Raw genomic sequence first — 24,644 nt, forward strand, 5'->3', positions numbered from 1 at the left:
GCTCACCACAAAGCGCTCAGCCCTTGGTGTCCGAGGGCTCCTTGTGCCGGTCCGCCGCGGGCCCCCGCCGCACCGCACCCGGCGCACTCCACTCGCTCCGCTTCCGCGCCCGGATCTTCGCCGCCTCGGAGGACTCCAGCTGGTACGGCACCGACGTCACCATCACGCCCGGCGTGAACAGCAGCCGGCCCTTGAGCCGGAGCGCGCTCTGGTTGTGCAGGAGATGCTCGTACCAGTGCCCGACGACGTACTCGGGGATGATCACGGACACCGCGTCCCGCGGCGACTCCTTCCGCAGCCCCTTCACGTACTCGATGATCGGCCGCGTGATCTCGCGATACGGCGAGTCGAGGACCTTCAGCGGTACGTCGATCCCGCGCCGTTCCCACTCCTCGCGCAGCGCCTTGGTCTCCGCCGGGTCCACGTTGACGCTGAGCGCCTCCAGGGTGTCCGAGCGCATCAACTTGGCGTAGGCGAGGGCTCGTAGAGCCGGGCGGTGGATCTTGGAGATCAGGACGACGGAGTGGACTCGGGACGGGCGGAGGCTGTCGTCGCTCGGGCCCTCCGGGGCCGCGATCTCCTCGGCGACCCGGTCGTAGTGCTTACGGATCGCGGTCATCGTCGCGTAGAAGATGCACATGCCGAGCAGCGCCACCCAGGCACCGTGCGTGAACTTCGTGACCAGGACGACGACCAGCACCAGGCCGGTGAAGAACGCGCCGAAGGTGTTGATCGCGCGCGAGCGGACCATGTGGCGGCGCTTGGCCTGGTCCTTCTCGGTGGCCAGGTGGCGGTTCCAGTGCCGGACCATGCCGGTCTGGCTGAGGGTGAAGGAGACGAACACGCCCACGATGTAGAGCTGGATCAGGCGGGTCGAGTCGGCGCCGTAGATCGCCAGCAGCAGGGCGGCCGTGCCGGCGAGCAGCACGATGCCGTTGGAGAAGGCCAGGCGGTCGCCGCGGGTGTGCAGCTGGCGCGGGAGGTAGCGGTCCTGGGCGAGGATCGAGCCGAGCAGCGGGAAGCCGTTGTACGCCGTGTTGGCGGCCAGGAACAGGACCAGCGCGGTGGCCGCGGCCAGCACGATGAACAGGAAGCTGCCCTTGCCGAACACGGCCTCGGCGACCTGGGAGATCACCGGGTTCTGGACATAGCCGGAGCCGATCGCGACGCCGTTGTGCAGCAGGTCGGTGCCCGGGTTCTCGGCCATGCGGACCTTGGTCGTCATGGCCAGCGCGATGATTCCGCAGAACATCGTGACGGCCAGGATGCCCATCGCCGCGAGGGTGGTCGCCGCGTTCTTCGACTTGGGCTTGCGGAAGGCCGGGACGCCGTTGGAGATCGCCTCGACACCGGTGAGCGCCGCACAGCCGGAGGAGAAGGCCCGTAGCAGCAGGAAGACCAGGGCGAAGCCCGCGAGGCCCTGGTGTTCGGCCTTGATGTGGTAGGCGGCGGTCGGCGCGCGCATGGTGTCGCCGAGGACCAGTCCGCGGAAGGCGCCCCACGCGATCATGACGAAGACGCCCGCGACGAAGACGTACGTCGGGATCGCGAACAGCGAGCCGGACTCCTTCACCCCGCGCAGGTTCATCAGCGTGAGCAGCACCACGACGGCGATCGCGCAGAGCACCTTGTGCTCGACCACGAAGGGCACCGCGGAGCCGAGGTTCTCGATGCCGGAGGCGATCGACACGGCCACGGTGAGGACGTAGTCGACGAGCAGGGCGCTGGCGACGGTGAGGCCCGCCTTGGGGCCGAGGTTGGTGGTGGCCACCTCGTAGTCGCCGCCGCCGCTGGGGTAGGCGTGCACGTTCTGCCGGTAGGAGGCGACCACCGTGAACATCAGCACCACGACCGCGACCGCGATCCAGGGGCTGAAGTGGTACGCCGACACGCCCGCGATGGAGAGGACCAGCAGCACCTCGCCGGGCGCGTACGCCACGGAGGACAGCGGGTCGGAGGCGAAGACGGGGAGTGCGATGCGCTTCGGCAGGAGCGTTTCGCCCAACCGGTCGCTGCGCAGTGCGCGCCCGATGAGGATGCGCTTGGGCACGTCGGTCAGTTTGGACACAACAGAGGATCGTAGGCCTTCGAACAGGCGATCCTCTACTTTCCGCCGCCTTACCCGCTGTCATCTGCCTCACGAGTGAAATAAGGGACGAGTGGAGTTGCGGATTCCGTCGAGACCTACGACTCCGTGTCTATATGACAAAACCCCGCTCCCACCGCCTCCTGGAGGTTCCATGCCCGCGACCGCAGAGCTGATCGGCGCCCTGGCCGCCCTCGTCGGCCTCGGAATCCTCACCCTGGCCAGCGTGCGCAGCATCGGCCGCCGCTGACGCACAGGGGTGCCGTGGAGGGACCGGGCGTGTGTAGCTTGGGCCTCGGTCTGAGACCCTGATGGGGCTGAGCATTGATTTCAGGACACCGGAAGGACGGTCGTGCACATCGTCATCATGGGCTGCGGCAGAGTGGGTTCCGCTCTCGCCCAGACCCTGGAGCAACAGGGGCACACGGTCGCCGTGATCGACCAGGACCCCACCGCCTTCCGTCGGCTGGGCCCCGGATTCGGCGGCCGCCGGGTCACCGGGGTCGGCTTCGACCAGGACACCCTGCGCGAGGCCGGCATCGAGGAGGCGGGCGCGTTCGCGGCCGTCTCCAGCGGTGACAACTCGAACATCATCTCGGCGCGCGTCGCCCGCGAGATGTTCGGCGTGGAGAACGTCGCGGCCCGGATCTACGACCCCCGCCGCGCCGAGGTCTACCAGCGCCTGGGCATCCCCACGGTCGCCACGGTCCGCTGGACCGCCGACCAGATGCTGCGCCGGCTGCTGCCCTCGGGCGCGGAGCCGCTGTGGCGGGACCCCACCGGCGGTGTCCAGCTCGCCGAGGTGCACGCCTCGGCCGCCTGGGTCGGCCAGCGGATCAGCAAGCTGCAGGAGGAGACGGGCGTCCGCGTGGCGTTCCTCACCCGGCTCGGCGAGGCGATGCTGCCCTCTTCGCAGACCGTGTTGCAGGAGGGCGACCTCGTGCACGTGATGATGCGTACGGACGAGGTCGACAAGGTCGAGGCGGCGTTCGCCAAGGGTCCCGAAGAGGAGGGCGGTCACTGATGAGGGTCGCCATTGCCGGAGCCGGCGCGGTCGGACGTTCGATCGCCGGAGAGCTCCTGGAGAACGGTCACGAGATCCTGCTCATCGACAAGGCCCCGACCGCGATCTCGGTCGAGCGGGTCCCCCAGGCGGAGTGGCTGCTGGCCGACGCCTGCGAGATCACGTCCCTGGACGAGGCGGCGCTGCAGCGCTGCAACGTCGTGATCGCCGCGACGGGCGACGACAAGGTCAACCTCGTCGTCTCCCTCCTCGCGAAGACGGAGTACGGCGTCCCGCGCGTCGTCGCCCGCGTCAACAACCCGAAGAACGAGTGGCTCTTCAACGAGTCCTGGGGCGTCGACGTGGCCGTCTCCACCCCGCGTCTGATGTCGGCCCTGGTCGAGGAGGCGGTGTCGGTCGGCGACCTCGTCCGCCTGCTCCGCTTCAGCCACGGCGACGCCAACCTCGTCGAGCTGACCCTCCCCGAGGAGTCCGCCCTCGCGGGCACCCAGGTCGGCGACGTGGAATGGCCGGAGGACACGTCCCTGGTCACGATCATCCGCGGCACGCGCGTGCTGACCCCGTCCCGCGAGGACTCCCTGGAGGCGGGCGACGAGCTGCTGTTCGTGGCGGCTCAGGCGCGCGAGGAGCAGTTGGAGGATCTGCTGTCGGTGCGCCGGGAGGACGCGGCGAGCTGATCCCTTCGGGGATACGACGAGGAAGGGCGCCCTGAATGTTCAGGGCGCCCTTCCTCGTCAAAAGAAAAACTACGCGTCGCGCCGGTGCCGTCCCGCCGTCGCGTCCTGGCCCTCGCCGGTGGCCTCGGCGGCAGCCTTGCGCTCCTTCTCGGCCTGCTCCTCCGCCTCCATCTCCGCGAACACGTCGATCGGCGCGGGCGCCTTCGCGAGGAAGACCCAGGTCAGCCAGACGGCGAGGAGGAAGGGCGGGATCTTCAACGCGACCAGGACCCAGCCGAGTTGGGCGGTGTTGGCCCACCAGTAGAGCGGGAAGAGGATCGCGCACTTGGCGAGCAGGATCAGGCCCCAGGCCCAACTGGCCTTCGCGTAGGCCTTCTTGCGGCCGGGGTTGCGGGTCCGCCAGGAGAGGTTCTCCTTGAAGACCGGGCCGAGGATCAGGCCGATCAGTGGGACGCCCGCGAGGGTGGTGATGATGTACGCGAGCGCCAGGCCCAGCGTGTAGAGCATGCCGGGGAGATAGAAGTTCTTCGCGTTGCCCGTCATCATCGCGAAGACCACACCGAAGGCGACGCCGAAGACACCGCTGAAGGCGTGCTTGACGGTGTCCCGGGTGGCCAGCCGGACCACGACCAGGGCCAGCGCGACGGCCAGGGCGGCGATCGCCGACCAGTGCAGGTTCTTGTTGACGGTGAAGATGCTGACGAAGAGCAGGCCGGGCAGGACCGTTTCGATCATGCCGCGCAGTCCGCCGAACGCCTCGAAGAGGGCCGCCTCGGTCACCGCCCGGACATCCTGCTCGCTGTCTTCGGCGTCCACGGTGTCCGCGGTCGGCTTGTCGAGCGACGTCACCGGCTACTCCCGTCCGAGGGGTTTCAGTTCGTATTTGGGGTTGAAGAGCACCCGGCGGCCCCGGCTCATCGAGATCCGGCCGGACGCGATCAGCTTGCGCCCCGGTTCTATCCCCACGATGGAGCGCCTGCCGAGCCACACCACGTCCAGGGCGGCCGAACCGTCGAACAGCTCGGCCTCCAGGGCCGGGACTCCCGCCCGGGGGCGCAGCGTGACCGTGCGCAACGTACCAGTAACCGTCACGATCTGTCGGTCGTGGCAGTCGCCGATCCGGACACAGCCCTCGGTCTCGGCGTCCTCACGCAGCTCCTCCGACTCCAGGTCCTCCTGCGAGGTGGAGAGCCGGTCGAGCATGCGCCGGAACCGTCCGGCCGGCTTTTCGGAACGAGGGACAGCGCTCATATCTGAAGCGTACCGGGGTCCACTGACAGCAACGTACCCACGCCCTCAGCGCTCGAACCGGTAGCCCATACCGGGCTCCGTGATGAAGTGCTTGGGATGCGCGGGGTCCGTCTCCAGCTTCCGCCGCAGCTGCGCCATGTACACGCGCAGATAGTTCGTCTCGGTCCCGTACGACGGCCCCCACACCTCCTGGAGCAGCTGCTTCTGGCTGACCAGCCGCCCGGTGTTGCGCACCAGCACCTCCAGTAGATGCCACTCCGTGGGGGTGAGCCGTACGTCCCGCCCGTCCCGCTGGACCTTCTTGGCGGCCAGGTCGACGGTGAACTCCTCGGTCTCGACCAGGACGTCGTCCTCGCCGCCCCCGGTGGGCTCGGCCCGGCGCACGGCGGCCCGCAGCCGCGCCAGCAGCTCGTCCATGCCGAACGGCTTGGTCACGTAGTCGTCGGCCCCCGCGTCCAGCGCCTCGACCTTCTCGTCGGAGGAGTGCCGCGCGGACAGCACCAGGATCGGCACCCGGGTCCAGCCCCGCAGCCCCCGGATCACCTCGACGCCGTCCATGTCGGGCAGCCCCAGGTCGAGGACGACCACGTCCGGGTGCTTGGAGGCGGCGAGGTCGAGGGCGGTCTTGCCGTCGGCGGCCGCGTCGACCTCGTACTTCCGCGCCTTGAGGTTGATCACGAGGGCCCGCACGATCTGCGGCTCATCCTCGACCACGAGGACCCTGGTCATGAGGCCTGCCTTTCCGGTTGTACGTCAAACACGTCATGCGCGTCGTCTACGGTGCCGTCCGCCGCGCGGAGCGTGAGCACCATGGTGAGGCCTCCGCCGGGCGTGTCCTCGGCGTTCAGGGTGCCGTTCATCGCCTCGGTGAACCCGCGCGCCACGGCGAGACCGAGTCCGACCCCGGCGCCGCGCGGGGCGTCGCCGTAGCGCTGGAAGGGCTCGAAAATGCGGTCCTTGGCCGCGTCCGGGACTCCCGGGCCCCGGTCGACCACCCGTACCTCGACACGGTCGGCGATGGCGCTGGCGGACACCAGGACGGTTTCGCCGGGCGGGCTGTACTTGACCGCGTTCTCGACCAGGTTGGCCACCGCCCGCTCCAGGAGCCCGGGGTCGACGGCCACCATGGGCAGCGTCTCCGGGATGTCGAGTTCGGCGCTGCCTTCGGGGACCCCGCCCAGCGCCATCGGCACGACCTCGTCGAGGTCGATTTCGCGGATGATCGGCGTGACCGTGCCGGTCTGCAGGCGGGACATGTCGAGCAGGTTGCCCACGAGGTGGTCGAGCCGGTCGGCGCCGTCCTCGATGCCCTCAAGGAGCTCGGCCTGGTCCTCCTCGGACCACGCCACGTCGTCGGAGCGCAGGGAGGAGACGGCCGCCTTGATGCCGGCGAGCGGGGTCCGCAGATCGTGGCTCACGGCCGCCAGGAGGGCCGTACGGATGCGATTGCCCTCGGCGAGCGCCCGGGCCTGGTCGGCCTCCTCACGCAGGCGCCTGCGGTCCAGTACGACGGCTGCCTGGGCGGCGAAGGCGGCCAGCACCCGGCGGTCGGAGGCGGGCAGGACGCGGCCGGTCAGCGCGAGGGCCATGTGGTCGCCGACCGGCATGTCCACGTCGCCGTCCTCGGGCCGCTCCAGCGGCGCCCCCACGCCGACCCGGCCGGCGCAGGTCCAGGGCTCCACGTCGCTCTTGCGCTCCAGCAGGGCCACGGACTCCATGCCGAAGGTCTCCCGGACGCGCTCCAGAAGGGCCTCCAGGCTGGTCTCGCCGCGCAGCACGCTGCCCGCGAGGAACGACAGGATCTCGGACTCGGCACGCAGTCTGGCGGCCTGCTGGGTGCGTCGCGCGGCGAGGTCCACCACGGAGGCCACGGACACGGCGACGCCGACGAAGATCGCGATGGCGACGATGTTCTTGGGGTCGGCGATCGTCAGCCGGTGCAGCGGGGGCGTGTAGTAGTAGTTCAGCAGGAACGAGCCGAGGGCCGCCGAGACCAGCGCCGGCAGCAGCCCACCGAGCAGCGCCGCCGCCACCGTCAGCGACAGGAAGAGCAGCATGTCGTTGGCGAGCCCCAGATGGACGGCGTTCAGCAGCAGCGCGAGCCCCACCGGCCCGACCACCCCGACCAGCCACCCGGAGACGATCCGGGCCCGCCCGAGCCGCGCGCCCCGGGACACGGGCAGCCCGCGCCCCTTGGCGACCTCTTCGTGGGTGACGATGTGGACGTCCAGGTCAGGGCCCGACTCGCGGGCGACCGTGGCGCCGACCCCCGGCCCGAAGACGTACTGCCAGGTCTTGCGGCGCGAGGAGCCGAGGACGATCTGCGTGGCGTTCACCCCGCGCGCGAAGTCGAGCAGCGCGGCCGGGATGTCGTCGCCGACGACGTGGTGGAAGGTGCCGCCGAGGTCCTCGGCGAGGGTGCGCTGGAGGGCGAGTTCCTTCGGGGAGGCCGAGGTCAGCCCGTCGCTGCGCGAGATGTACACGGCCAGCACCTCGCCGCCGGCCCCCTTCTCGGCGAGCCGCGCGGCCCGCCGTATCAGCGTCCGCCCTTCGGGCCCGCCGGTCAGCCCTACGACGATCCGCTCGCGGGAACCCCAGATCGCCGAGACCTGGTGCTCACTGCGGTACTCCTGGAGGTACTCGTCGACCCTGTCGGCCACCCACAACAGCGCCAACTCCCGCAGGGCGGTGAGGTTTCCGGGCCGGAAGTAGTTCGAGAGGGCCGCGTCGACCTTGTCGGGCTTGTAGATGTTGCCGTGCGCCATCCGGCGGCGGAGCGCCTGGGGCGACATGTCGACGAGTTCGATCTGATCGGCCCGGCGGACGACCTCGTCCGGCACGGTCTCCTGCTGGCGCACCCCGGTGATCGACTCGACGACGTCGCCGAGGGACTCCAGGTGCTGGATGTTGACGGTGGACACCACATCGATTCCGGCGGCGAGCAGCTCTTCGATGTCCTGCCAGCGCTTGGTGTTGCGGGAGCCCGGGATGTTGGTGTGGGCGAGTTCGTCCACCAGGGCGACGGCGGGGGCCCGGCGCAGCACCGCGTCGACGTCCATCTCGGTGAAGACAGTCCCCCGGTAGGCCAGCTCCACGCGCGGGACCTGCTCCAGGCCGTGCAGCATCACCTCGGTGCGGGCCCTCCCGTGGTGCTCCACGAAGGCGACCACACAGTCGGTGCCCCGCTCCACCCTGCGGTGGGCCTCGGACAGCATGGCGTACGTCTTGCCGACGCCCGGTGCCGCACCGAGGTAGATCCGAAGCTTGCCGCGTCCCATGGCCCCATTGTCTTCCCGTCACACCTGTGTACGCAGCGTCGACTTTACGGCCAATAAGTCCGACAAATGGGGTGACGAGTACGCCCGGGGACGTCTTTGACACAACCCTGATGCCCGTACGGCACCGTACGGGCATCAGGGTCCGGCGGTGTTCAGGATGTTCAGTTGGGGTTGTCGCCGTGGGTGAGCGTCTCCCAGGCCACGAAGAGGTTGTTCGTGCCCGCCGGGCGGTTGTTCAGGGTGAGCGTCTGGGTGTTGGTCATCGCGATGCCCAGGCGGTTGTGCAGGGCGTTGTAGCCGACCTCGGTGACCGGCCCGAGCCCGAGGGTCAGCGACCCACCGCACAGCCAGCTCGGGACGGCCGTGCCCAGCTGGTACTTGGCCTGGAACCCGAGCGCCTGCCGCAGCCGCTCCCCCACGTCGGTGCCGTAGAGGTCGGTGCCCTGGATCCGGCTGGTCTCGGCGACGTGCGAGATCGACGAGAGGCCGTACCCGGTGTGCGTGAAGTCGCGGCACGTCTCCTGGGTGAGCCCGGTGACGAAGGTCGACTGGCCCTGCCAGTAACTGACGATCTTCGCCGTGGTGTTGAGGTTCTGGCTCGGCACGGTCTTCGGTACGGAACCGTCCGAGGCGAGGTAGATGTACGCGGCCGTCCGCGTCCGGAAGAGCGCCATGGCCTTGTCGTACGACGTCTTGTCCTCCAGGAAGACGGAGATGCCGACGGCGGCGTCCATCATCGTCAGCTCCCAGTTCCCGTTGGAATTGGAGCCGTTGATGATCTCGGGCAGGTAGACGTTGCGCAGCATGGTCGCGAAGCGGGCCGAGTTGGTCCAGGTCCCGGTGTACGTGTACTTGATGATCTCGGCGGCCTTGGGCCAGGAGGCGCCGGCCCAGCCGGTCTGCAGGGGCGCGTTGCTGTTGGTGTGGCTGGTGATCGTGGCCGACCAGGCGTCCATGATCTCGATGGCCTTCTGGGCGTAGCGCGCGTCCTTGGTGATGTACCAGGCGAGCGCGTCGGTGTAGGCCGCGATCGCGTCCTCGCGCTCGTCGGTGCAGCCGTAGTTGGGGTTGGAGTACGAGCCGCACTCGACGACGGCTCTGGGCTTCGGGGTGCGGCTCAGGCTCGCGTAGGAGCTGGCCATCATCTGGTCGTAGGCACCCTTCCAGGGCTGGGCGCCGGCGAGGACCTCGGTGCGGGCGAAGTCCAGCTGGCTCCTGGAGACGTCGACTCCGGGGTGGACGAAGGTGGCGGGGGCCGCCTGGGCGGCGGTGCCTGGCTGGGCGAAGAAGCCCAGGACCAGGGCGGTGACGACGGAGAGCAGGGCAGCGCGGCGCACGGTGACTCCGTTCTCGTATGTGAACACAGAGCACCCTCATGAACTTGGGCGTTGAGCCGAGACCATAGGTACGGACCAATGAGCCGTCAAGAGTGCGCGCACGACGAAGGGCCGCACCCCGGGGAGGGGTACGGCCCTTTCGTCTACGTCTGTTCCAACTAGCGGATCTCGGTGACCTCCGGCCCGCGCTGCAGCTGGCCCATGCCGCCGGAGAAGCGGGAACCCGCCTCTTCCTGCTGGACGCCCTCGGGGACCATCTGGGCGTCGTTCGGCAGCTTCAGGACGATCGGGTCGCGGGGCGCCATCGGGCCCTCGCCGCGCACGACGACCGTGTCCCGGAAGATCTGCTCCAGCAGCCCGGCCGCCTGCGGCTGCACCGCGCCCTGCCCGGAGATCACCCCGCGCAGGAACCAGCGCGAACCGTCCACGCCGACGAACCGCACGACCTGGAACCCGCCCGTGCCGTCCGGCAGTTGCACCGGAACCTGCGCGCGCAGCTCCCAGCCCAGCGGCCCCTCGACCTCGTCGACGATGCCGCCCTGCTGGGTGATGCCGCTGGCGATCTCCTCGCGGACCTCACCCCAGATGCCCTCGCGCTTGGGCGCGGCGAAGGCCTGCAACTGGATGGCACTGTCCTTGAGGACCACGGTGGCGGCGACGATCGCGTCGCCCGCGACCTCGACCCGCAACTCCATGCCGTCGACTCCCGGCACGAACAGACCGCCCAGGTCCACCCGGCCCTCGGCGGGGTCGCCGATCTCCGAGTCGTCCCAGGGTCCGTCGGGGCGGGGCTCCGGCTCGAGCTTCACGCGCTCGACCGACTCGTCCGCCTCAGTGTCGACGTCGTCGACGACCTGCTCGGCCTCGCTCGCCGCGTCCTCGGCGGCAGTGCCCTTCTTGCGACGTCCGAACACGTCACTGTCCTTCCCGGTCGGATACGACCGAAGCGTATCGATTCCCACCCGTGGTGCCGCCCACGGCGGCGTGACCGCCGGTGGACCCGAAGCCCCCCTCGGCCCGCGCCGATTCGGGAAGTTCCGCGACCTCCTGGAAGCGGACCCTCTCGACCTGCTGGACGACCAGCTGGGCGATCCGGTCGAAGCGCTCGAACCGAACCGACTCGTACGGGTCGAGATTCACCACGATCACCTTGATCTCCCCACGGTACCCGGCATCAACCGTCCCCGGGGCATTCACCAGGGCAACACCACAGCGGGCGGCGAGCCCCGAACGAGGGTGCACGAAGGCCGCGTACCCCTCCGGGAGAGCGATAGACACCCCCGTGGGCAGTACGGCCCGTTCACCCGGCTTCAGTTCCCGGCTCTCGGTGGTCCGCAGATCGGCTCCCGCGTCACCGGGATGCTCGTACGACGGAAGCGGTACGTCCGGGTCGACGCGCCGGATCGACACGTCCAGAGAACTACGGCTCACGGGTTCACCTCGAAGGCACGGGTACGCCGGACCTGGTCCGGGTCGTCCATGGCGGCCCGGATCTCCTGCGGGCGGCCGTTGTCGATGAAGTGGTCGACCTTCACCTCGACGAAGAGGGCGTCGGCGCGCACGGCGACGGGCCCGTCGGGGCCGCCGATGCGTCCGGTGGCGGTCGAGTAGATCTTCCGGCCGGCCACGGCCGTCACCTCGGCCTCCAGGTACAGCACGGTGTCCACGGGCACCGGCCGCACGAAGTCGGTCTCCAGGCGCCCGGTCACCGCGATCGTCCGCAGCAGCCAGTTCAGCGAGCCGAGGGTCTCGTCCAGTGCGCTGGCGAGCACTCCGCCGTGCGCGAGGCCCGGGGCGCCCTGGTGGGCGGCCCGCACGGTGAACTCGGCGGTGATGGTGACGCCCTCACCGGCCCGCGCCTCCAGGTGCAGCCCGTGCGGCTGGTCGCCGCCACACCCGAAACACTGTTCGTAGTGCGCACCGAGCAACTCGCCCGGCGCGGGCGCGTCAGGGTGCCGCACCGGTTTCACGGCGTCGGACGGAGGCTTAAGAGCTGGAGAAGTACCACTCACAGCCGCAGACCTTACCCGCGCGTCGGCACCTTCCGGACACCGTGCCAAGCTTGGCTCCATGCAGCTTTCCGCCTCCCCCTACGACGAGCGCCTCACCGCCCCCCGTTCGTGGTGGTTCATCTCGTTCCTGGTCGGCGTCTCCTTCGCCCTGATCCTGCTGCCCTTCGGCACCCTGCCGCTCCTCGGCGGCCTGGTCGGCGGCACCGCGGTCGCGTCCGTGATGGCCAGTTCCTACGGCTCGCTCCGCATCCGGATCGTGGGCGACCAGCTGATCGCGGGCGAGGCGAAGATCCCGGTGACGGCCCTGGGCGAGGCGGAGATCCTGGACCCGGAGGAGGCCCGCGCCTGGCGGACCTACAAGGCCGACACCCGCGCCTTCCTGCTGCTGCGCTCGTACATCCCGAGGGCACTGCGCGTCGAGGTCACCGACCCGGACGACCCGACGCCGTACCTGTATCTGTCGACCCGCGAGCCGGAGCGGCTGGCGGAGGCCCTGAAGACGGCCCGCGCGGCAGCCGTCTAGGACCTTTCAGCGACCGAGTTCCTTCGGGATCTCACCCATCCGCAGCGGGTCCGGCGGGGCCTCCAGGGGCGGCAGTTCGGGCAGCGCGTCCCACGGGACCTGGGCCTTGCGCAGGTCCTTGCGGATGCGCTCGGCGAGCTTCCTGGTGTCCCGGCGGTTCATGACCGCTCCGACGGCGGCGCCGACCATGAAGGGCATCAGGTTCGGCAAATCCCGAACCATGCGTTTCATGATCTGCTGACGCAGCTCGCGCTTCATGTGACCGTTCAGCGCGGCGCTCATGGTCGACGGCTTGGTCACGTCGATACCGCGCTCCCCGGACCAGGAGTTCAGATACGTGGTGCTGCGCTGCCGGAGGTCGCCGGGCGGACGGGCGCCGTAGACCTCGTAGAGCTCGGCGATCAGTTTCAGCTCGATCGCGGCGACGCCGGTGATCTCGGCGGCCAGTTCGGTGGGCATGGCGGGCGGCACCGGCAGCATCGCCGCGGCGCCGATGCCCGCGCCGACGGTGGACGTCGCGTTGGCCGCGCCCGCCACCAGTTTGTCGGCGAGCTGTTCGGGGCCGAGGCCCGGGAACTGCCGCCGAAGCGCCTGAAGGTCCCGTACGGGGATCCGCGGGGCGATGTCGATGATCCGGTCGGCGAGGTACGCCAGACCGGCCCTGGCCCGGCTGCCGCCCTTACGGACGCCTTCCCTGGCCTTGTCCCGGATCACCGCCGCCCGTCGTTTCGCGACGGGGGCGGCTGCGGGAACGTCCGCCGGCACCGGGAGGTCAGCCCGGTCGGCCGCCGGTTCGAGCGAGGCTGATCCAGTGTCGGATGAGCCCCGCTCGTCGTCACGCGCGCCATGAGGGCCGTCTGTCGGCCCTTCGTCCGCTCCCGGCCTGCGGGAGCGGCGCTTCCAGGGTGGGGTCGAGCCAGTCACGGCCGACCCCTCCTCAGTCGCAGTCGCGGCAGATCGGCTGGCCGTTCTTCTCGCGGGCCAGCTGGCTGCGGTGGTGCACCAGGAAGCAGCTCATGCAAGTGAACTCGTCCTGCTGCTTGGGCAGCACCCGGACGGCCAGCTCTTCGTTCGAGAGGTCCGCTCCGGGCAGCTCGAGGCCCTCGGCGGCCTCGAATTCGTCGACGTCCACTGCGGAAGTCGACTTGTCGTTCCTACGCGCCTTGAGTTCTTCAAGGCTGTCCGAGTCGACGTCGTCGTCGGTCTTGCGTGGGGTGTCGTAATCCGTTGCCATGTCGCGCTCTCCCCCTCTGGGTGTCTGCGGTGTCTCCAGCGCACGTAACGCGTGAGAGGCCGGACTTGTGCCCGACCTGAGGCGGAGATTTTGCCTCACATCAAGGTCTGTTACTCAATCGACACCCAACCGGACCCCTCAAGAGTGATCGGCTTGGATGGCGAAGGGGACCGTACACGGTCCTCGTGCCGCTCTTCAAAGGCACCTCATCGTGTACTTCCCGTGATCAAGACCCCCGAAAACCCGGATTTTCCCGGCTTTCCGACAGGGTGCATGATCACGGAGAGTAGATGGCCTGAAAATCGCGCTTGTGATCGATCACACACGGGGCTGCCGGAGAAGCGGCCAGAAAATTCCGCGCAAAGCGAACATCCTCGTGTGTCGGCGACATGATCTCAGATGGGCAGGGTGACTCGCACCACGAGTCCACCCCCCTCACGCGGCTGGGCCGAGATATGGCCGCCGTGTGCGCGCGCCACGGACCGCGCGATCGACAGACCCAGGCCCACACCCTTGTCGCTGCCCGTCCGCTCCGTACGCAGCCGCCTGAAGGGCTCGAAGAGGTTGTCGATCTCGTACGCCGGGACCACCGGACCCGTGTTCGAGACGACCAGCACCGCATGGCCGTGCTGCACCTCGGTGGTGACCTCGACCCAGCCGTCCTCGGGCACGTTGTACCGCACCGCGTTCTGCACCAGGTTCAGGGCGATGCGCTCCAGGAGGACGCCGTTGCCCTGGACGACCGCGGGTTTCTGTTCGCCGCGGATCACCACGCCCTTGGCGGCCGCCTCGGCGTTCACCTGGTCGACGGCCTGCTCGGCGACCTCGGCGAGGTCCACGGGCTTGCGCTCGACGATCTGGTTGTCGCTGCGGGCGAGCAGCAGCAGGCCCTCCACGAGCTGCTCGCTGCGCTCGTTGGTGGCGAGCAGCGTCTTGCCCAGCTGTTGCAGCTCCACGGGGGCGCCGGGATCGGACAGGTGCACTTCCAGGAGCGTGCGGTTGATCGCCAGCGGGGTGCGCAGCTCGTGCGACGCGTTCCCCACGAAGCGCTGCTGGGCGGTGAAGGCCCGCTGCAGCCGCTCCAGCATCTCGTCGAAGGTGTCCGCGAGCTCCTTCAACTCGTCGTCCGGGCCGTCCAGTTCGATCCGCCGGGACAGGTCCGAGCCCGCCACCGCGCGGGCGGTGCGGGTGATGCGGCCCAGCGGCGAGAGCACCCGGCCGGCCATCGCGTAGCCGAAGGCGAACGCGATGATCGCGAGGCCGAGCAGGGCGAGGAGCGAGCGGCTGAGCAGGTTGTCCAGGGCGTGCTGCCGCTGCTCATTGACACAGTTGCTCATCGCGCTGTTGAACACGTCGGGCGTGGCACTCGAGGGCAGGTCGCAGATCGTGCTGGTGACCTTCCCCTCGGTGATCTTGAAGGGCAGGTCGCTGCCGACGTTCAGGGCCTGGGCCGCGAGCAGGTAGATGATCGACAGCAGCAGGATGCCGGCGATCAGGAACATGCCGCCGTACAGCAGCGTGAGCCTTATGCGGATGGTGGGGCGCAGCCAGGGGAACGGCGGTTCGGGCCTTCTGGGGTCCCACGTGGGCTTCGGGGGCGCCTGGGGAGGCGCGGGGGTCGTGGCCACGGTGGATCAGATCCGGTAACCGGAGCCGGGCACGGTGACGATGACCGGGGGCTCACCGAGCTTGCGGCGCAGGGTCATCACGGTGACGCGCACGACGTTGGTGAACGGGTCCGTGTTCTCGTCCCACGCCTTCTCCAGGAGCTGCTCCGCGGAGACGACCGCGCCCTCACTGCGCAGCAGCACCTCCAGGACGGCGAACTCCTTGGGCGCGAGCTGGACTTCCTTGCCGTCGCGGAACACCTCGCGGCGGTTCGGGTCGAGCTTGATGCCGGCGCGCTCCAGGACGGGCGGCAGCGGCACGCTGGTGCGCCGGCCGAGGGCACGCACGCGTGCCGTCAGCTCGCTGAACGCGAAGGGCTTGGGCAGATAGTCGTCGGCGCCGATCTCCAGGCCCTCGACACGGTCGCTGACATCGCCGGACGCCGTGAGCATCAGCACGCGGGTGGGCATGCCGAGCTCGACGATCTTGCGGCAGACGTCGTCGCCGTGCACGAGCGGGAGGTCGCGGTCGAGGACGACCACGTCGTAGTCGTTGACGCCGATGCGCTCCAGGGCGGCCGCACCGTCGTACACGACGTCGACGGCCATGGCCTCCCGGCGCAGTCCGGTGGCCACCGCATCGGCGAGCAGCTGCTCGTCCTCGACGACGAGTACGCGCACGTCGCTTGTCCTTCCTCTGTCCACCCGCGTAGCGCGCCTCGGCGCACGCGGGCAGGGTCTTCGTGGCTGTGTGACCTCCATCCTGCCCTTTTCGGCCATAAGTCGGCTGTAAGGCGGCCCGGCGCAAGATGAAGGTCCGGTATGAGGCCCGGGAATGCGGGATTTTCTCGGTGGGTTGAGGTTTCCACGGAAGGGAGCGGGGGGAGGACGGCTTTACACCCCGCGATCACGCTCTGCACGTGGCAAGCCACCTTGTGGTACGTCCAACCGCTTCCGCAGAGCGGGCGTGGGTGTCCGGCACCGTCGCCGCCCAGCCAGGGCAGCGCTGGGCACCCCATACCGCAGACGTGATCGCCCCTTCCGGACGGCACACCCCCGTGCCAAACGACCCACGACCCAGGACGAGGGGGCGCAGCATGGACGCATTCACCGCAGGACTTCTGCAGCGCATAAGGGCGACCGAGACCGACCTGACGCGGGCTCGTGACGAGGGCGACGACTTCCTCGTCGAGGTGGAACAGGCCGAGCTCGACGACCTGCGCCGCCTCGCCGCCGACCACGGTGTGGAGGTCGGCGCGACGAGCGTCTGATCAGTGCGGCCAGCAGGACAGCGGGACCTCGGCGAATCCAGCGCCGGGGTCCTGCTGCTTTCCGCTCTTCTACTTCGGGGGAGCTGGGCCGGAGTTGAGTCGGTGCCGCGTGGGTGGGCCGGTGTTGGGAGGTGTTGCGTGGGTGGGCCTGTGTTGATCAGGCACCCACGCGCGCACCTCTTTTGGTTCGGTCGCCTTCGGGGCGCTGGGAGCCGGTGTCGAGAGCCCCACCGTGCTCGACCCTTCGGGCCTCCGCGCGCTGGGTCTCTCGACACCGGCGCGCCCCTACGGCTCCCTCTCGGCCGTCCACGTCGGCACAGTTGGACTTGGTGGGCCCTCGCCGGTCGCTTCTGTTTTCGCCGTTGGTTTTGTGGGCGTCAGTCGTGCCAAGCCCCGAAGTCCTCCAGGAGGCGCTGGAGGGGTTCGAAGACTCCCGGGGTGCCCGCGATCGCCAGATCCCGTGCGGGGCGTTCTCCGGGGCGTCCACCGGTCAGGGCGCCTGCCTCGCGGGCGATCAGGTCCCCGGCCGCGAGGTCCCACGGGTTCAACCCCCGCTCGTAGTAACCGTCCAGGCGGCCCGCGGCCACGTCGCACAGGTCGACCGCCGCCGAACCGCCCCGCCGGATGTCACGCAGCAACGGGATCAACTTCTGGGCCACGTCGGCCTGGTGGGAGCGGACCTCGGTGACGTAGTTGAACCCGGTCGAGACCAACGCCTGCTCCAGCGGCGCAGCCGGCCGGCAGGCGAGTCTGCGTTCGCCCTCCCACGCGCCCGTGGCCCACGCCCCGCCGCCGAGCACCGCGTGGAACGTCTCGCCGCGCATCGGGACCGCGACGACCCCGGCGACGGTCTCGCCGTCCAGCTCGGCGGCGATGGAGACGGACCAAGTGGGCAGTCCGTAGAGGTAGTTGACCGTGCCGTCGAGCGGGTCGATGACCCAGCGGACGCCGCTGGTGCCCTCCACGGAGGCGCCCTCCTCGCCCAAGAAGCCGTCGTCCGGGCGCTGTTCGGAGATCAGGTTGGTGATCAGCTTCTCGGCCGCGATGTCCATCTCGGTGACGACGTCGATCGGGCTGGACTTCGTGGCGGCGACCGCGAGGTCGGCCGGGCGGCCGTCCCGCAGCAGGGCGCCGGCCTTGTGGGCCGCCTCCTGGGCGAGGGCGAGCAGTTCCTGGTGCAGGGGGTCGGTCACGGCGCTCCTCAGGCGTAGGGGCTGTCGGCGCCCGCGGCGGCGGGGCGGGGGGCACGGGCCGGGCAGCAGCCCACCGGGCAGAGGTTGTGGCCGGCGCCGAGCGCGCCCAGCGCACAGGGGGTGACCTGCTTCCCGCTCTCGACGGCGGCGCGCTCCAGGACCAGCTCGCGGATCGCGGCGGCGAAGCGCGGGTCGGCGCCCACGGTGGCCGACCGGCGTACGGGCAGGCCCAGTTCGGCGGCCTTGGCCGTGGCCTCCGTGTCGAGGTCGTAGAGGACCTCCATGTGGTCGGAGACGAAGCCGATGGGAGCCATGACGACCGCGGGGACGCCGGCCGCGTGGCGCTCCTCCAGGTGGTCGCAGATGTCGGGCTCCAGCCAGGGGATGTGCGGGGCGCCGGAGCGGGACTGGTAGACGAGCTGCCAGGGGTGGTCGACGCCGGTGCGCTCGCGGACGGCGTCGGCGACGAGCCGGGCCACGTCCAGGTGCTCCTCGACGTACGCCCCGCCGTCCCCGTGGTCCTCGACCGGGCCGGAGCTGTCGGCCGCGGCGGTCGGGATGGAGTGGGTCGAGAAAGCGAGGTGCGCGCCGTCCCGGACGTCCTCGGGGAGGTCGGCGAGGGACTGGATCACGCCGTCGATCATCGGCTCCAGGAAGCCGGGGTGGTTGAAGTAGTGGCGCAGCTTGTCGACCTTGGGGAGGTCGAGGCCTTCGGCCTCCAGGGCGGCCAGGGAGTCCGCGAGGTTCTCGCGGTACTGGCGGCAGCCCGAGTACGAGGCGTAGGCGCTGGTGGCGAGGACCAGGATGCGGCGGCGGCCGTCGGCGACCATCTCCCGCAGGGTGTCCGTGAGGTACGGCGCCCAGTTGCGGTTGCCCCAGTAGACCGGCAGGTCCAGGCCGTGGTCCGCGAAGTCCTTGCGGAGGGCGTCCAGGAGGGCGCGATTCTGGTCGTTGATCGGGCTGACCCCGCCGAACAGGAAGTAGTGCTGGCCCACTTCCTTGAGGCGTTCCTTGGGGATGCCTCGCCCACGCGTCACGTTCTCCAGGAACGGAACCACGTCGTCCGGGCCTTCGGGGCCGCCGAACGAGAGCAGGAGGAAGGCGTCGTAGGGGGTGGCATCGAGCACGTCTGGCATGCCTCCGATCCTGCCACCCGCCACTGACAGCCGGGAAACGGCGGGGTGCCGGACGGGGATGAGGGCGGGGATGAGGGCGGGGACGGGGCGGAGATCCAGGCGTCTCACGGGCGGGTGCATCGGGGGCTACCTGCTCGTAAGCTGTATCAGCCGCATTCGCACCTTACCGAGCCGTCGCTGCCCCTCACCGGGCCGTGACTGCTCCCCCGAGCCGCCCCCGCTCCTTCCCGACCGGAGACCCCCGTGCCCAGCCCCTATCGCGCCCTGTTCGCCGCACCCGGCTCCAAGGGCTTCTCCGCCGCGGGGTTCCTCGGCCGCATGCCCTTGTCGATGATGGGCATCGGCGTGGTCACGATGATCTCGCAGATCAACGGGCGCTACGGGCTCGCGGGCGCCCTGTCGGCCACCATCGCGCTGGCCGCCGCCGCGATCGGGCCGCGGATCTCGCGCTGGGTCGACCAGTACGGGCAGCGGCGGGTGCTGCGTCCGGCGACGCTCGTCGCGCTGACCGCGGCGACCGTGCTGCTGCTGGCCGCCCGCTTCGCGTGGCCGGACTGGGTGCTGTTCGTGTCCGCCGCCGGGATCGGCTCGGTGCCGAGCCTGGGGGCCATGGTCCGCGCGCGCTGGGCGGCCGTCTACCGGGGCACCCCGCAACTCCACACCGCGTATTCCCTGGAGTCCGTGGTCGACGAGGTGTGCTTCATCTTCGGGCCGATCATCTCCATCGGCCTGTCCACGGCCTGGTTCCCGGAGGCCGGTCCCCTGCTCGCCGCCTGCTTCCTGGCGGTGGGTGTCTTCTGGCTGACCGCCCAGCGCGCCACCGAGCCCGCGCCGCATCCACGCGCACGTGGCGACAAGGGCGGCGGTTCGGCGCTGCGGACCGCCGGTCTCCAGGTGCTGGTGGCCACCTTCGTGGCGACCGGGGCGATCTTCGGGGCGGTCGACGTGGTCACCGTGGCGTTCGCCGACGAGCAAGGTCACAAGGGCGGCGCCAGTATCGTCCTCGCGCTGTACGCGGCGGGCTCCTGCGCGGCGGGTGTCGTGTTCGGGCTGCTGCGCTTCCGGGGAGCCCCGGAACGACGATGGCTGCTGGGCATATGCACGATGGCCGTGAGTATGATCCCCCTCCTACTGGTCGGAAACTTGCCGCTTCTGGCCGTGGCGCTGTTCCTTGCGGGCCTGTCCATCGCACCCACGATGATCACGACGATGTCCCTCATAGAAGAGCACGTACCTCGCGCGAAGCTCACCGAGGGCATGACCTGGGTGAGCACCGGCCTGGCGGTCGGGGTCGCGCTCGGCTCCTCCGTCGCCGGCTGGGTGATCGACGCAGCCGGCGCGCGTGCCGGGTACGGGGTTCCGGTCGTCGCCGGTGCCGTCGCGGTCGCGGTGGGTTTCCTCGGGTACCGCCGGCTCAGCAGACCGGCGCCGGGTCGGGGAGGCACCGTTGAGCACCACAGCGAGCGCGAAGAACGGCACGTGGCGTAACTGGGGCGGTACGGTCGCGTCGCGGCCCGCGCGGGAGGTCACGCCCGCCTCCGTCGAGGAACTGGCCGCGGCCGTACGGAGGGCCGGCGAGGACGGCCTGACGGTGAAGGCCGTCGGCAGCGGGCACTCCTTCACGTCGATCGCCGCCACGGACGGTGTGTTGATCCGCCCTCAACTGTTGACCGGCATCCGCAACATTGATCGTGATGCCTTGACGGTCACGGTCGAGGCGGGCACCCCGCTCAAGAGACTCAACATGGCTCTCGCGCGCGAGGGTCTGTCGCTCACGAACATGGGCGACATCATGGAGCAGACGGTCTCGGGGGCGATCAGCACCGGCACCCACGGCACCGGCCGCGAGTCGGCCTCGATAGCCGCCCAGATCAGGGGACTTGAGCTGGTCACGGCGGACGGCTCGGTGCTCACCTGCTCCGAGAAGGAGAACCCGGAGATCTTCGCGGCGGCCCGCATAGGCCTCGGCGCCCTGGGCGTCGTCACCGCGATCACCTTCGCCGTGGAGCCCGTCTTCCTGCTCACCGCGCGCGAGGAGCCGATGACCTTCGACGAGGTCACCGGACGCTTCGACGAACTCTGGGCCGAGAACGAGCACTTCGAGTTCTACTGGTTCCCGCACACCGCGAGCACCAACACCAAGCGCAACAACCGCAGCGCGGGCCCGGAGCAGCCGGTGGGCAAGATGGCCGGCTGGTTCGAGGACGAGTTCGTCTCCAACGGCCTCTGGCAGGTGGCCAACATGGTCGGCCGCGCGGCACCCGCGACCATCCCGACCATCGCGCAGATCTCCACCCGGGCCTGGTCCACGCGGACCTACACGGACATCCCTTACAAGGTCTACACATCGCCCCGACGGGTGCGGTTCGTGGAGATGGAGTACGCCGTCCCGCGCGCGGCCCTGGTGGACACGTTGCGGGAACTCAAGGCGATGGTCGACCGTTCCGACTTCAGGATCAGTTACCCGGTCGAGGTCCGCACCGCCCCGGCGGACGACATCGCCCTGTCCACCGCTTCCGGCCGGGACAGTGCCTACATCGCCGTGCACATGTTCAAGGGCACGCCCTACCAGGCGTACTTCACCGCCGCCGAGCGCATCCTCACCGCGCACGAGGGCCGGCCGCACTGGGGCAAGGTGCACACCCGGGACGCGGAGTACTTCGCCGGGGTCTATCCGCGCTTCGGCGAGTTCACGGCGTTGCGGGATCGGCTGGATCCTGATCGCCGGTTCCAGAACGACTACTTGCGGAGGGTGCTGGGTCAGTAGCCGACGCGCTCGGCGTGGGGGTCGGCGTACCGCCGCCGTCCGAAGCGCTGGGCGTCGGCGTCGGACTCGACGTCGTAGCGCCGCTGTTGGACTCCGTGCCGCCGTCGGTCGCACCGGATGACGTCTCCGGGGCGGCCGACGAACCGTCCGAGGAACTGGACGGGGAATCGGCCGGACTCGGCTCGTCGTCACCGGACTTCGGGGACGACGAGGTGTCGTGGCCGGTGACGGCGGAGCTGACCGTGGTGCCCTTGCCGCCGCTGAAGCTGTCCCCGGACACCAGCTCGTAGACGGTGATCCCGGTCATCGTGACGCCGAAGACGAGGGCCGCGGCGAGCACCGGGCGCTTCCAGCTCCAACCGCCCACCCGCGCGCGGTAGACCGTGCCCTCCGTGAACTCCCCTGGACGCGCGGGGACTTGTTCCGCCTCCCTGGAGGTGGCGATTTCCCTGGAGGTGACGGTCGCCTCCCGGAGCTGTGCACCGGTCCGGCTGAAGAAGTGCTGGAAGACGGTGCCTCCGGAGGTGGCTATCGCGCTCACGACGCCGGCGCCGAGGATCGTGCCGTAGACCCCGAAGTAGGACGCGAGTTTGGCGGCCACCACCGCCGCCACCGCACTTCCCGCGACTTGAGGGACGCTCAGATCGATCCGCTTCTTGCTGACATCGGGCCTTGCACGCATTCCGGGACCTTGCCTCGCTTTCTCGCACTTTCTCGTACCTGATCAACTATCTGTACGACAAAGGGACGTACGACCGAAAGCGATAGTTCCGTTTCCGGCTATTACGTGAAGTACGCCACTTTCAAGATCGCCCGAAGCCCGCTCCGGGCCGCCAAGTCCCGCCCCCCACAAGAAGTTGGGCGGCGTGCCAATCCACGCACGTGGTCCAAATGGAGTACTGTTGCGAGCCCTGGGTGCGGTCTCCTGCCAGGGCGTCCGCGGCCTCAATGGACCGCCCAGAGGGGGCCAGTTGCACAGGGTGACGTAGTTGGTCACTTAGCGTTGCGAATAGGTAACCGTGCCATAACGGCGAGTCAGGGCCCGTGCCCGACACGCCGGGCAACTCGGCAAGGTTGTGGCAGGCTGCACCCGGGCAGGCCACACTCGACTAGCGGAAGCAGCGACGCACGTGACGTCGGCAGGCACCACCCGGGAGGTCCCCATGCCCGAACTGCGTGTCGTGGCCGTCTCTAACGACGGCACACGGCTGGTGCTGAAGGCTGCGGACAGCACGGAGTACACGCTTCCGATTGACGAGCGTCTGCGCGCCGCGGTACGCGGCGACCGTCCCCGCCTCGGCCAGATCGAGATCGAGGTGGAGAGCCATCTCCGCCCCCGAGACATTCAGGCACGTATACGTGCCGGCGCCTCCGCGGAGGAAGTCGCCCAACTAGCCGGTATCCCCGTCGACCGGGTGCGCCGCTTCGAGGGCCCCGTCCTCGCTGAGCGCGCCTTCATGGCCGAGCGCGCCCGGAAGACTCCCGTCCGCCGCCCCGGCGAGAACGCGGGACCCCAGCTCGGCGAGGCCGTCCAGGAGCGCCTGACGCTGCGCGGTGCCGAGAAGGACACCGTCCAGTGGGACTCCTGGCGCCGCGACGACGGCACCTGGGAGGTCCTGCTGGTCTACCGGGTCGCGGGCGAACCGCACTCGGCGAGCTGGACGTACGACCCGCCCCGGCGGCTCGTCCAGGCCGTCGACGACGAGGCGCGCTCGCTGATCGGCGAGTCCGACGACCTCTCGGCCACACCCGAGCCCAGCTTCCCGTTCGTGCCGCGGATCGCCCGGCTGCCCAGGGACCGCCCGCTGGACCGTGCCCTGGAGCGCCCGGAGCGTCCCGCGCTGCCGTCGCCCGAGCCGGTCGAGGAGAGCGAGCGTGACTCCCTGACCAGCCTCCTGGAGGCGGTACCGAGCTTCCGCGGCGACATGGTGGTCCCCGAGCGCCCCTCGGATCCCCCGGAGGAGCCCGCGGCGGAACCGGAAGAGGAGGAGCCCCCGGCTCCCGCGGCCTCGGCCGGTTCGGCGTACGCGGACGTCCTGATGCCCCGCTCCGTAGGAGCCCATCGCGACCGGCTCATCGGCTCCACCGACCGCCAGGCCGAGGCGGACGGCGTCCGTCCGGGCCGTAGAGCGGCCGTTCCGAGCTGGGACGAGATCGTCTTCGGGACGCGCAGGAAGAAGCAGGAGTAGCAGGACAGTTGCTCGTACGAGAGGGCCCGCGGCCGGTTCGGCTGCGGGCCCTCTCGTCATGCGGGCACTACTGGGGATCGGGACCCACGGCCACCGGTCGCTCCGGGTCCGAGGACCACTCCGACCAGGAGCCCACGTAGAGCGCGGCCGGGATCCCGGCGACCGCCAGGGCCAGTACCTCGTGAGCGCCTGAGACGCCGGATCCGCAGTACACGCCGATGCCCGAACCCTCCGTAGCGCCAAGGGACTTGAAGCGGGCGGCCAGTTGGTCCGGCGGGAGGAAGCGGCCGTCCGGGCCCACGTTCTCGTTGGTCGGGGCGGACAGGGCGCCCGGGATGTGGCCGCCGACGCGGTCGATCGGTTCCACCTCGCCGCGGTAGCGCTCCCCCGCGCGGGCGTCGAACAGGACGCCGGTGCGGGCGAGGGCGGCGGCTCCGTCGGCGTCCAGGAGTTCCACGGCGCCCGGTTCCGGGGTGAAGTCGCCTTCGGCCGGCGTCGGGGTGACCGTCTCCAAGGACCCCTCCCAGGAGGGAAGGCCGCCGTCGAGGACCCGCACGTCCGGGTGACCCGTCCAGCGCAGCAGCCACCACGCGCGTGCCGCCGCCCAGCCCTGGCCGCCGTCGTACACAACCACCGGGCGGTCGGCCGACACGCCCGCGTGGCGCATCGCGGCGCCGAAGCGCGCGGTGTCAGGCAGCGGGTGGCGACCGTGTGCACCGGGCGCCGAGGCGAGTTCCTGATCGAGGTCTACGTAGACGGCACTTGGGATGTGCCCGGCCGCGTACTCGGCGCGGCCGTCGAAGGGCGGCTCACCTGCGGCCTTCGCGACGCTGAGCTGCCAGCGGACGTCGAGCAGGACCGGCGGGTTCGTCCCGGCGAGATCGCTCGCCAGTTCGGATGCGGAGATGATGGCGTTCATGGCCACCATCCTTGCGCAAGGGGTGGCCGTCGCGTCCAGGGCCGACTACTCTGCTCGGCCGGGCAGCCTCGATCACGAGGCGTACGGGAACGAGCACATGCTGTACAGCCGATGGACACCCCTCGGCAATCATCCGGAAA

At 70.0% G+C, this 24,644-nt stretch carries 24 protein-coding genes; 7 read left to right on the plus strand and 17 right to left on the minus strand.

Annotated elements, in window-relative coordinates:
- Positions 1 to 16 precede the first annotated feature (16 nt).
- Positions 17 to 2,068, minus strand: a complete 2,052-nt coding sequence (locus tag OO69_RS29920; protein WP_033283948.1) for an APC family permease — start codon at positions 2,066 to 2,068, stop codon at positions 17 to 19.
- Positions 2,069 to 2,438: 370 nt separating this feature from the next.
- On the opposite strand from OO69_RS29920, the gene OO69_RS29925 reads away from it, so the two are divergent.
- Positions 2,439 to 3,110, plus strand: a complete 672-nt coding sequence (locus OO69_RS29925; RefSeq protein WP_033283949.1) for a potassium channel family protein — start codon at positions 2,439 to 2,441, stop codon at positions 3,108 to 3,110.
- Positions 3,110 to 3,787, plus strand: a complete 678-nt coding sequence (locus OO69_RS29930; protein ID WP_019061074.1) for a potassium channel family protein — start codon at positions 3,110 to 3,112, stop codon at positions 3,785 to 3,787. The genes OO69_RS29925 and OO69_RS29930 overlap by 1 nt, the downstream gene beginning before the upstream one ends.
- Before the next feature lie 69 nt (positions 3,788 to 3,856).
- Here OO69_RS29930 and OO69_RS29935 read toward each other — a convergent pair whose 3' ends face one another.
- The 8 genes from OO69_RS29935 to OO69_RS29970 form a co-directional block, all read right to left on the minus strand.
- Positions 3,857 to 4,636, minus strand: a complete 780-nt coding sequence (locus OO69_RS29935) for a DUF3159 domain-containing protein (RefSeq protein ID WP_033283950.1) — start codon at positions 4,634 to 4,636, stop codon at positions 3,857 to 3,859.
- Between the two features lie 3 nt (positions 4,637 to 4,639).
- The gene (locus OO69_RS29940; RefSeq protein ID WP_078652621.1) at positions 4,640 to 5,038 is read right to left on the minus strand and encodes an OB-fold nucleic acid binding domain-containing protein; all 399 of its coding nucleotides are present in this window, start codon (positions 5,036 to 5,038) and stop codon (positions 4,640 to 4,642) included.
- Positions 5,039 to 5,083: 45 nt separating this feature from the next.
- On the minus strand, positions 5,084 to 5,767 hold the full coding sequence (locus OO69_RS29945; protein ID WP_033283951.1) for a response regulator: 684 nt from the start codon (positions 5,765 to 5,767) through the stop codon (positions 5,084 to 5,086).
- Positions 5,764 to 8,316 carry a sensor histidine kinase gene (locus tag OO69_RS29950; protein ID WP_033283952.1) on the minus strand — a complete coding sequence of 851 codons (2,553 nt, stop codon included), beginning with the start codon at positions 8,314 to 8,316 and terminating at the stop codon, positions 5,764 to 5,766. The genes OO69_RS29945 and OO69_RS29950 overlap by 4 nt, the downstream gene beginning before the upstream one ends.
- Positions 8,317 to 8,477: 161 nt before the next feature.
- Entirely contained in the window at positions 8,478 to 9,653 is a 1,176-nt protein-coding gene (locus OO69_RS29955; RefSeq protein WP_033284001.1) for an alginate lyase family protein, read from the minus strand.
- A gap of 158 nt (positions 9,654 to 9,811) precedes the next feature.
- Complete coding sequence (locus OO69_RS29960) at positions 9,812 to 10,567, minus strand: DUF3710 domain-containing protein (RefSeq protein WP_033283953.1); 756 nt, start codon at positions 10,565 to 10,567, stop codon at positions 9,812 to 9,814.
- Position 10,568: 1 nt separating this feature from the next.
- Positions 10,569 to 11,084 (minus strand): dUTP diphosphatase, encoded by a 516-nt coding sequence (gene dut, locus OO69_RS29965; protein ID WP_033283954.1) that lies wholly within the window; start codon positions 11,082 to 11,084, stop codon positions 10,569 to 10,571.
- Positions 11,081 to 11,665: a PaaI family thioesterase gene (locus OO69_RS29970; protein ID WP_033283955.1), complete on the minus strand. Its 585-nt coding sequence runs from the start codon at positions 11,663 to 11,665 to the stop codon at positions 11,081 to 11,083. Before OO69_RS29970 ends, dut begins: the two co-directional genes overlap by 4 nt.
- Positions 11,666 to 11,723: 58 nt before the next feature.
- On the opposite strand from OO69_RS29970, the gene OO69_RS29975 reads away from it, so the two are divergent.
- On the plus strand, positions 11,724 to 12,188 hold the full coding sequence (locus OO69_RS29975; protein ID WP_033283956.1) for a DUF3093 domain-containing protein: 465 nt from the start codon (positions 11,724 to 11,726) through the stop codon (positions 12,186 to 12,188).
- Positions 12,189 to 12,194: 6 nt separating this feature from the next.
- Here OO69_RS29975 and OO69_RS29980 read toward each other — a convergent pair whose 3' ends face one another.
- The 4 genes from OO69_RS29980 to OO69_RS29995 all read right to left on the minus strand — a co-directional run bounded on the left by OO69_RS29980 (position 12,195) and on the right by OO69_RS29995 (position 15,710).
- Positions 12,195 to 13,112, minus strand: a complete 918-nt coding sequence (locus OO69_RS29980) for a hypothetical protein (protein WP_106971128.1) — start codon at positions 13,110 to 13,112, stop codon at positions 12,195 to 12,197.
- A gap of 13 nt (positions 13,113 to 13,125) precedes the next feature.
- Positions 13,126 to 13,422, minus strand: a complete 297-nt coding sequence (locus OO69_RS29985) for a DUF4193 domain-containing protein (protein WP_005481602.1) — start codon at positions 13,420 to 13,422, stop codon at positions 13,126 to 13,128.
- 395 nt (positions 13,423 to 13,817) lie between these two features.
- Positions 13,818 to 15,050 carry a sensor histidine kinase gene (locus OO69_RS29990; RefSeq protein WP_033283958.1) on the minus strand — a complete coding sequence of 411 codons (1,233 nt, stop codon included), beginning with the start codon at positions 15,048 to 15,050 and terminating at the stop codon, positions 13,818 to 13,820.
- A 6-nt stretch (positions 15,051 to 15,056) separates the two neighbouring features.
- Positions 15,057 to 15,710, minus strand: coding sequence for a response regulator transcription factor (locus OO69_RS29995; RefSeq protein WP_010983842.1), 654 nt, complete (start codon positions 15,708 to 15,710; stop codon positions 15,057 to 15,059).
- 416 nt (positions 15,711 to 16,126) lie between these two features.
- Between OO69_RS29995 and OO69_RS52580 the strand changes: the two genes are divergently transcribed.
- Positions 16,127 to 16,300, plus strand: a complete 174-nt coding sequence (locus tag OO69_RS52580) for a hypothetical protein (RefSeq protein ID WP_019061061.1) — start codon at positions 16,127 to 16,129, stop codon at positions 16,298 to 16,300.
- Between the two features lie 377 nt (positions 16,301 to 16,677).
- On the opposite strand, the gene OO69_RS30000 is transcribed toward OO69_RS52580, so the two are convergent.
- Both OO69_RS30000 and OO69_RS30005 read right to left on the minus strand, forming a co-directional pair.
- Positions 16,678 to 17,493 carry an inositol monophosphatase family protein gene (locus tag OO69_RS30000; protein ID WP_033283959.1) on the minus strand — a complete coding sequence of 272 codons (816 nt, stop codon included), beginning with the start codon at positions 17,491 to 17,493 and terminating at the stop codon, positions 16,678 to 16,680.
- Positions 17,494 to 17,501: 8 nt separating this feature from the next.
- The gene (locus OO69_RS30005) at positions 17,502 to 18,629 is read right to left on the minus strand and encodes a ferrochelatase (protein ID WP_033283960.1); all 1,128 of its coding nucleotides are present in this window, start codon (positions 18,627 to 18,629) and stop codon (positions 17,502 to 17,504) included.
- A 243-nt stretch (positions 18,630 to 18,872) separates the two neighbouring features.
- Here OO69_RS30005 and OO69_RS30010 point away from each other — a divergent pair, with 243 nt between their 5' ends.
- Both OO69_RS30010 and OO69_RS30015 read left to right on the plus strand, forming a co-directional pair.
- On the plus strand, positions 18,873 to 20,117 hold the full coding sequence (locus tag OO69_RS30010; protein ID WP_033283961.1) for an MFS transporter: 1,245 nt from the start codon (positions 18,873 to 18,875) through the stop codon (positions 20,115 to 20,117).
- A complete protein-coding gene (locus tag OO69_RS30015; RefSeq protein ID WP_033283962.1) occupies positions 20,077 to 21,396 on the plus strand; it encodes a D-arabinono-1,4-lactone oxidase in 1,320 nt (439 codons plus the stop codon). The genes OO69_RS30010 and OO69_RS30015 overlap by 41 nt, the downstream gene beginning before the upstream one ends.
- Here OO69_RS30015 and OO69_RS50500 read toward each other — a convergent pair.
- Complete coding sequence (locus OO69_RS50500; RefSeq protein ID WP_078652622.1) at positions 21,320 to 22,078, minus strand: hypothetical protein; 759 nt, start codon at positions 22,076 to 22,078, stop codon at positions 21,320 to 21,322. The genes OO69_RS30015 and OO69_RS50500 overlap by 77 nt on opposite strands.
- Before the next feature lie 481 nt (positions 22,079 to 22,559).
- On the opposite strand from OO69_RS50500, the gene sepH reads away from it, so the two are divergent.
- Positions 22,560 to 23,585 carry a septation protein SepH gene (sepH, locus tag OO69_RS30025; RefSeq protein ID WP_033283964.1) on the plus strand — a complete coding sequence of 342 codons (1,026 nt, stop codon included), beginning with the start codon at positions 22,560 to 22,562 and terminating at the stop codon, positions 23,583 to 23,585.
- Between the two features lie 67 nt (positions 23,586 to 23,652).
- On the opposite strand, the gene OO69_RS30030 is transcribed toward sepH, so the two are convergent.
- Positions 23,653 to 24,504: a sulfurtransferase gene (locus OO69_RS30030; RefSeq protein WP_033283965.1), complete on the minus strand. Its 852-nt coding sequence runs from the start codon at positions 24,502 to 24,504 to the stop codon at positions 23,653 to 23,655.
- Between the last annotated feature and the right edge of the window lie 140 nt (positions 24,505 to 24,644).

It is taken from the genome of Streptomyces sp. NRRL F-525 (assembly GCF_000716605.1).
Classification (GTDB): Bacteria; Actinomycetota; Actinomycetes; order Streptomycetales; family Streptomycetaceae; genus Streptomyces.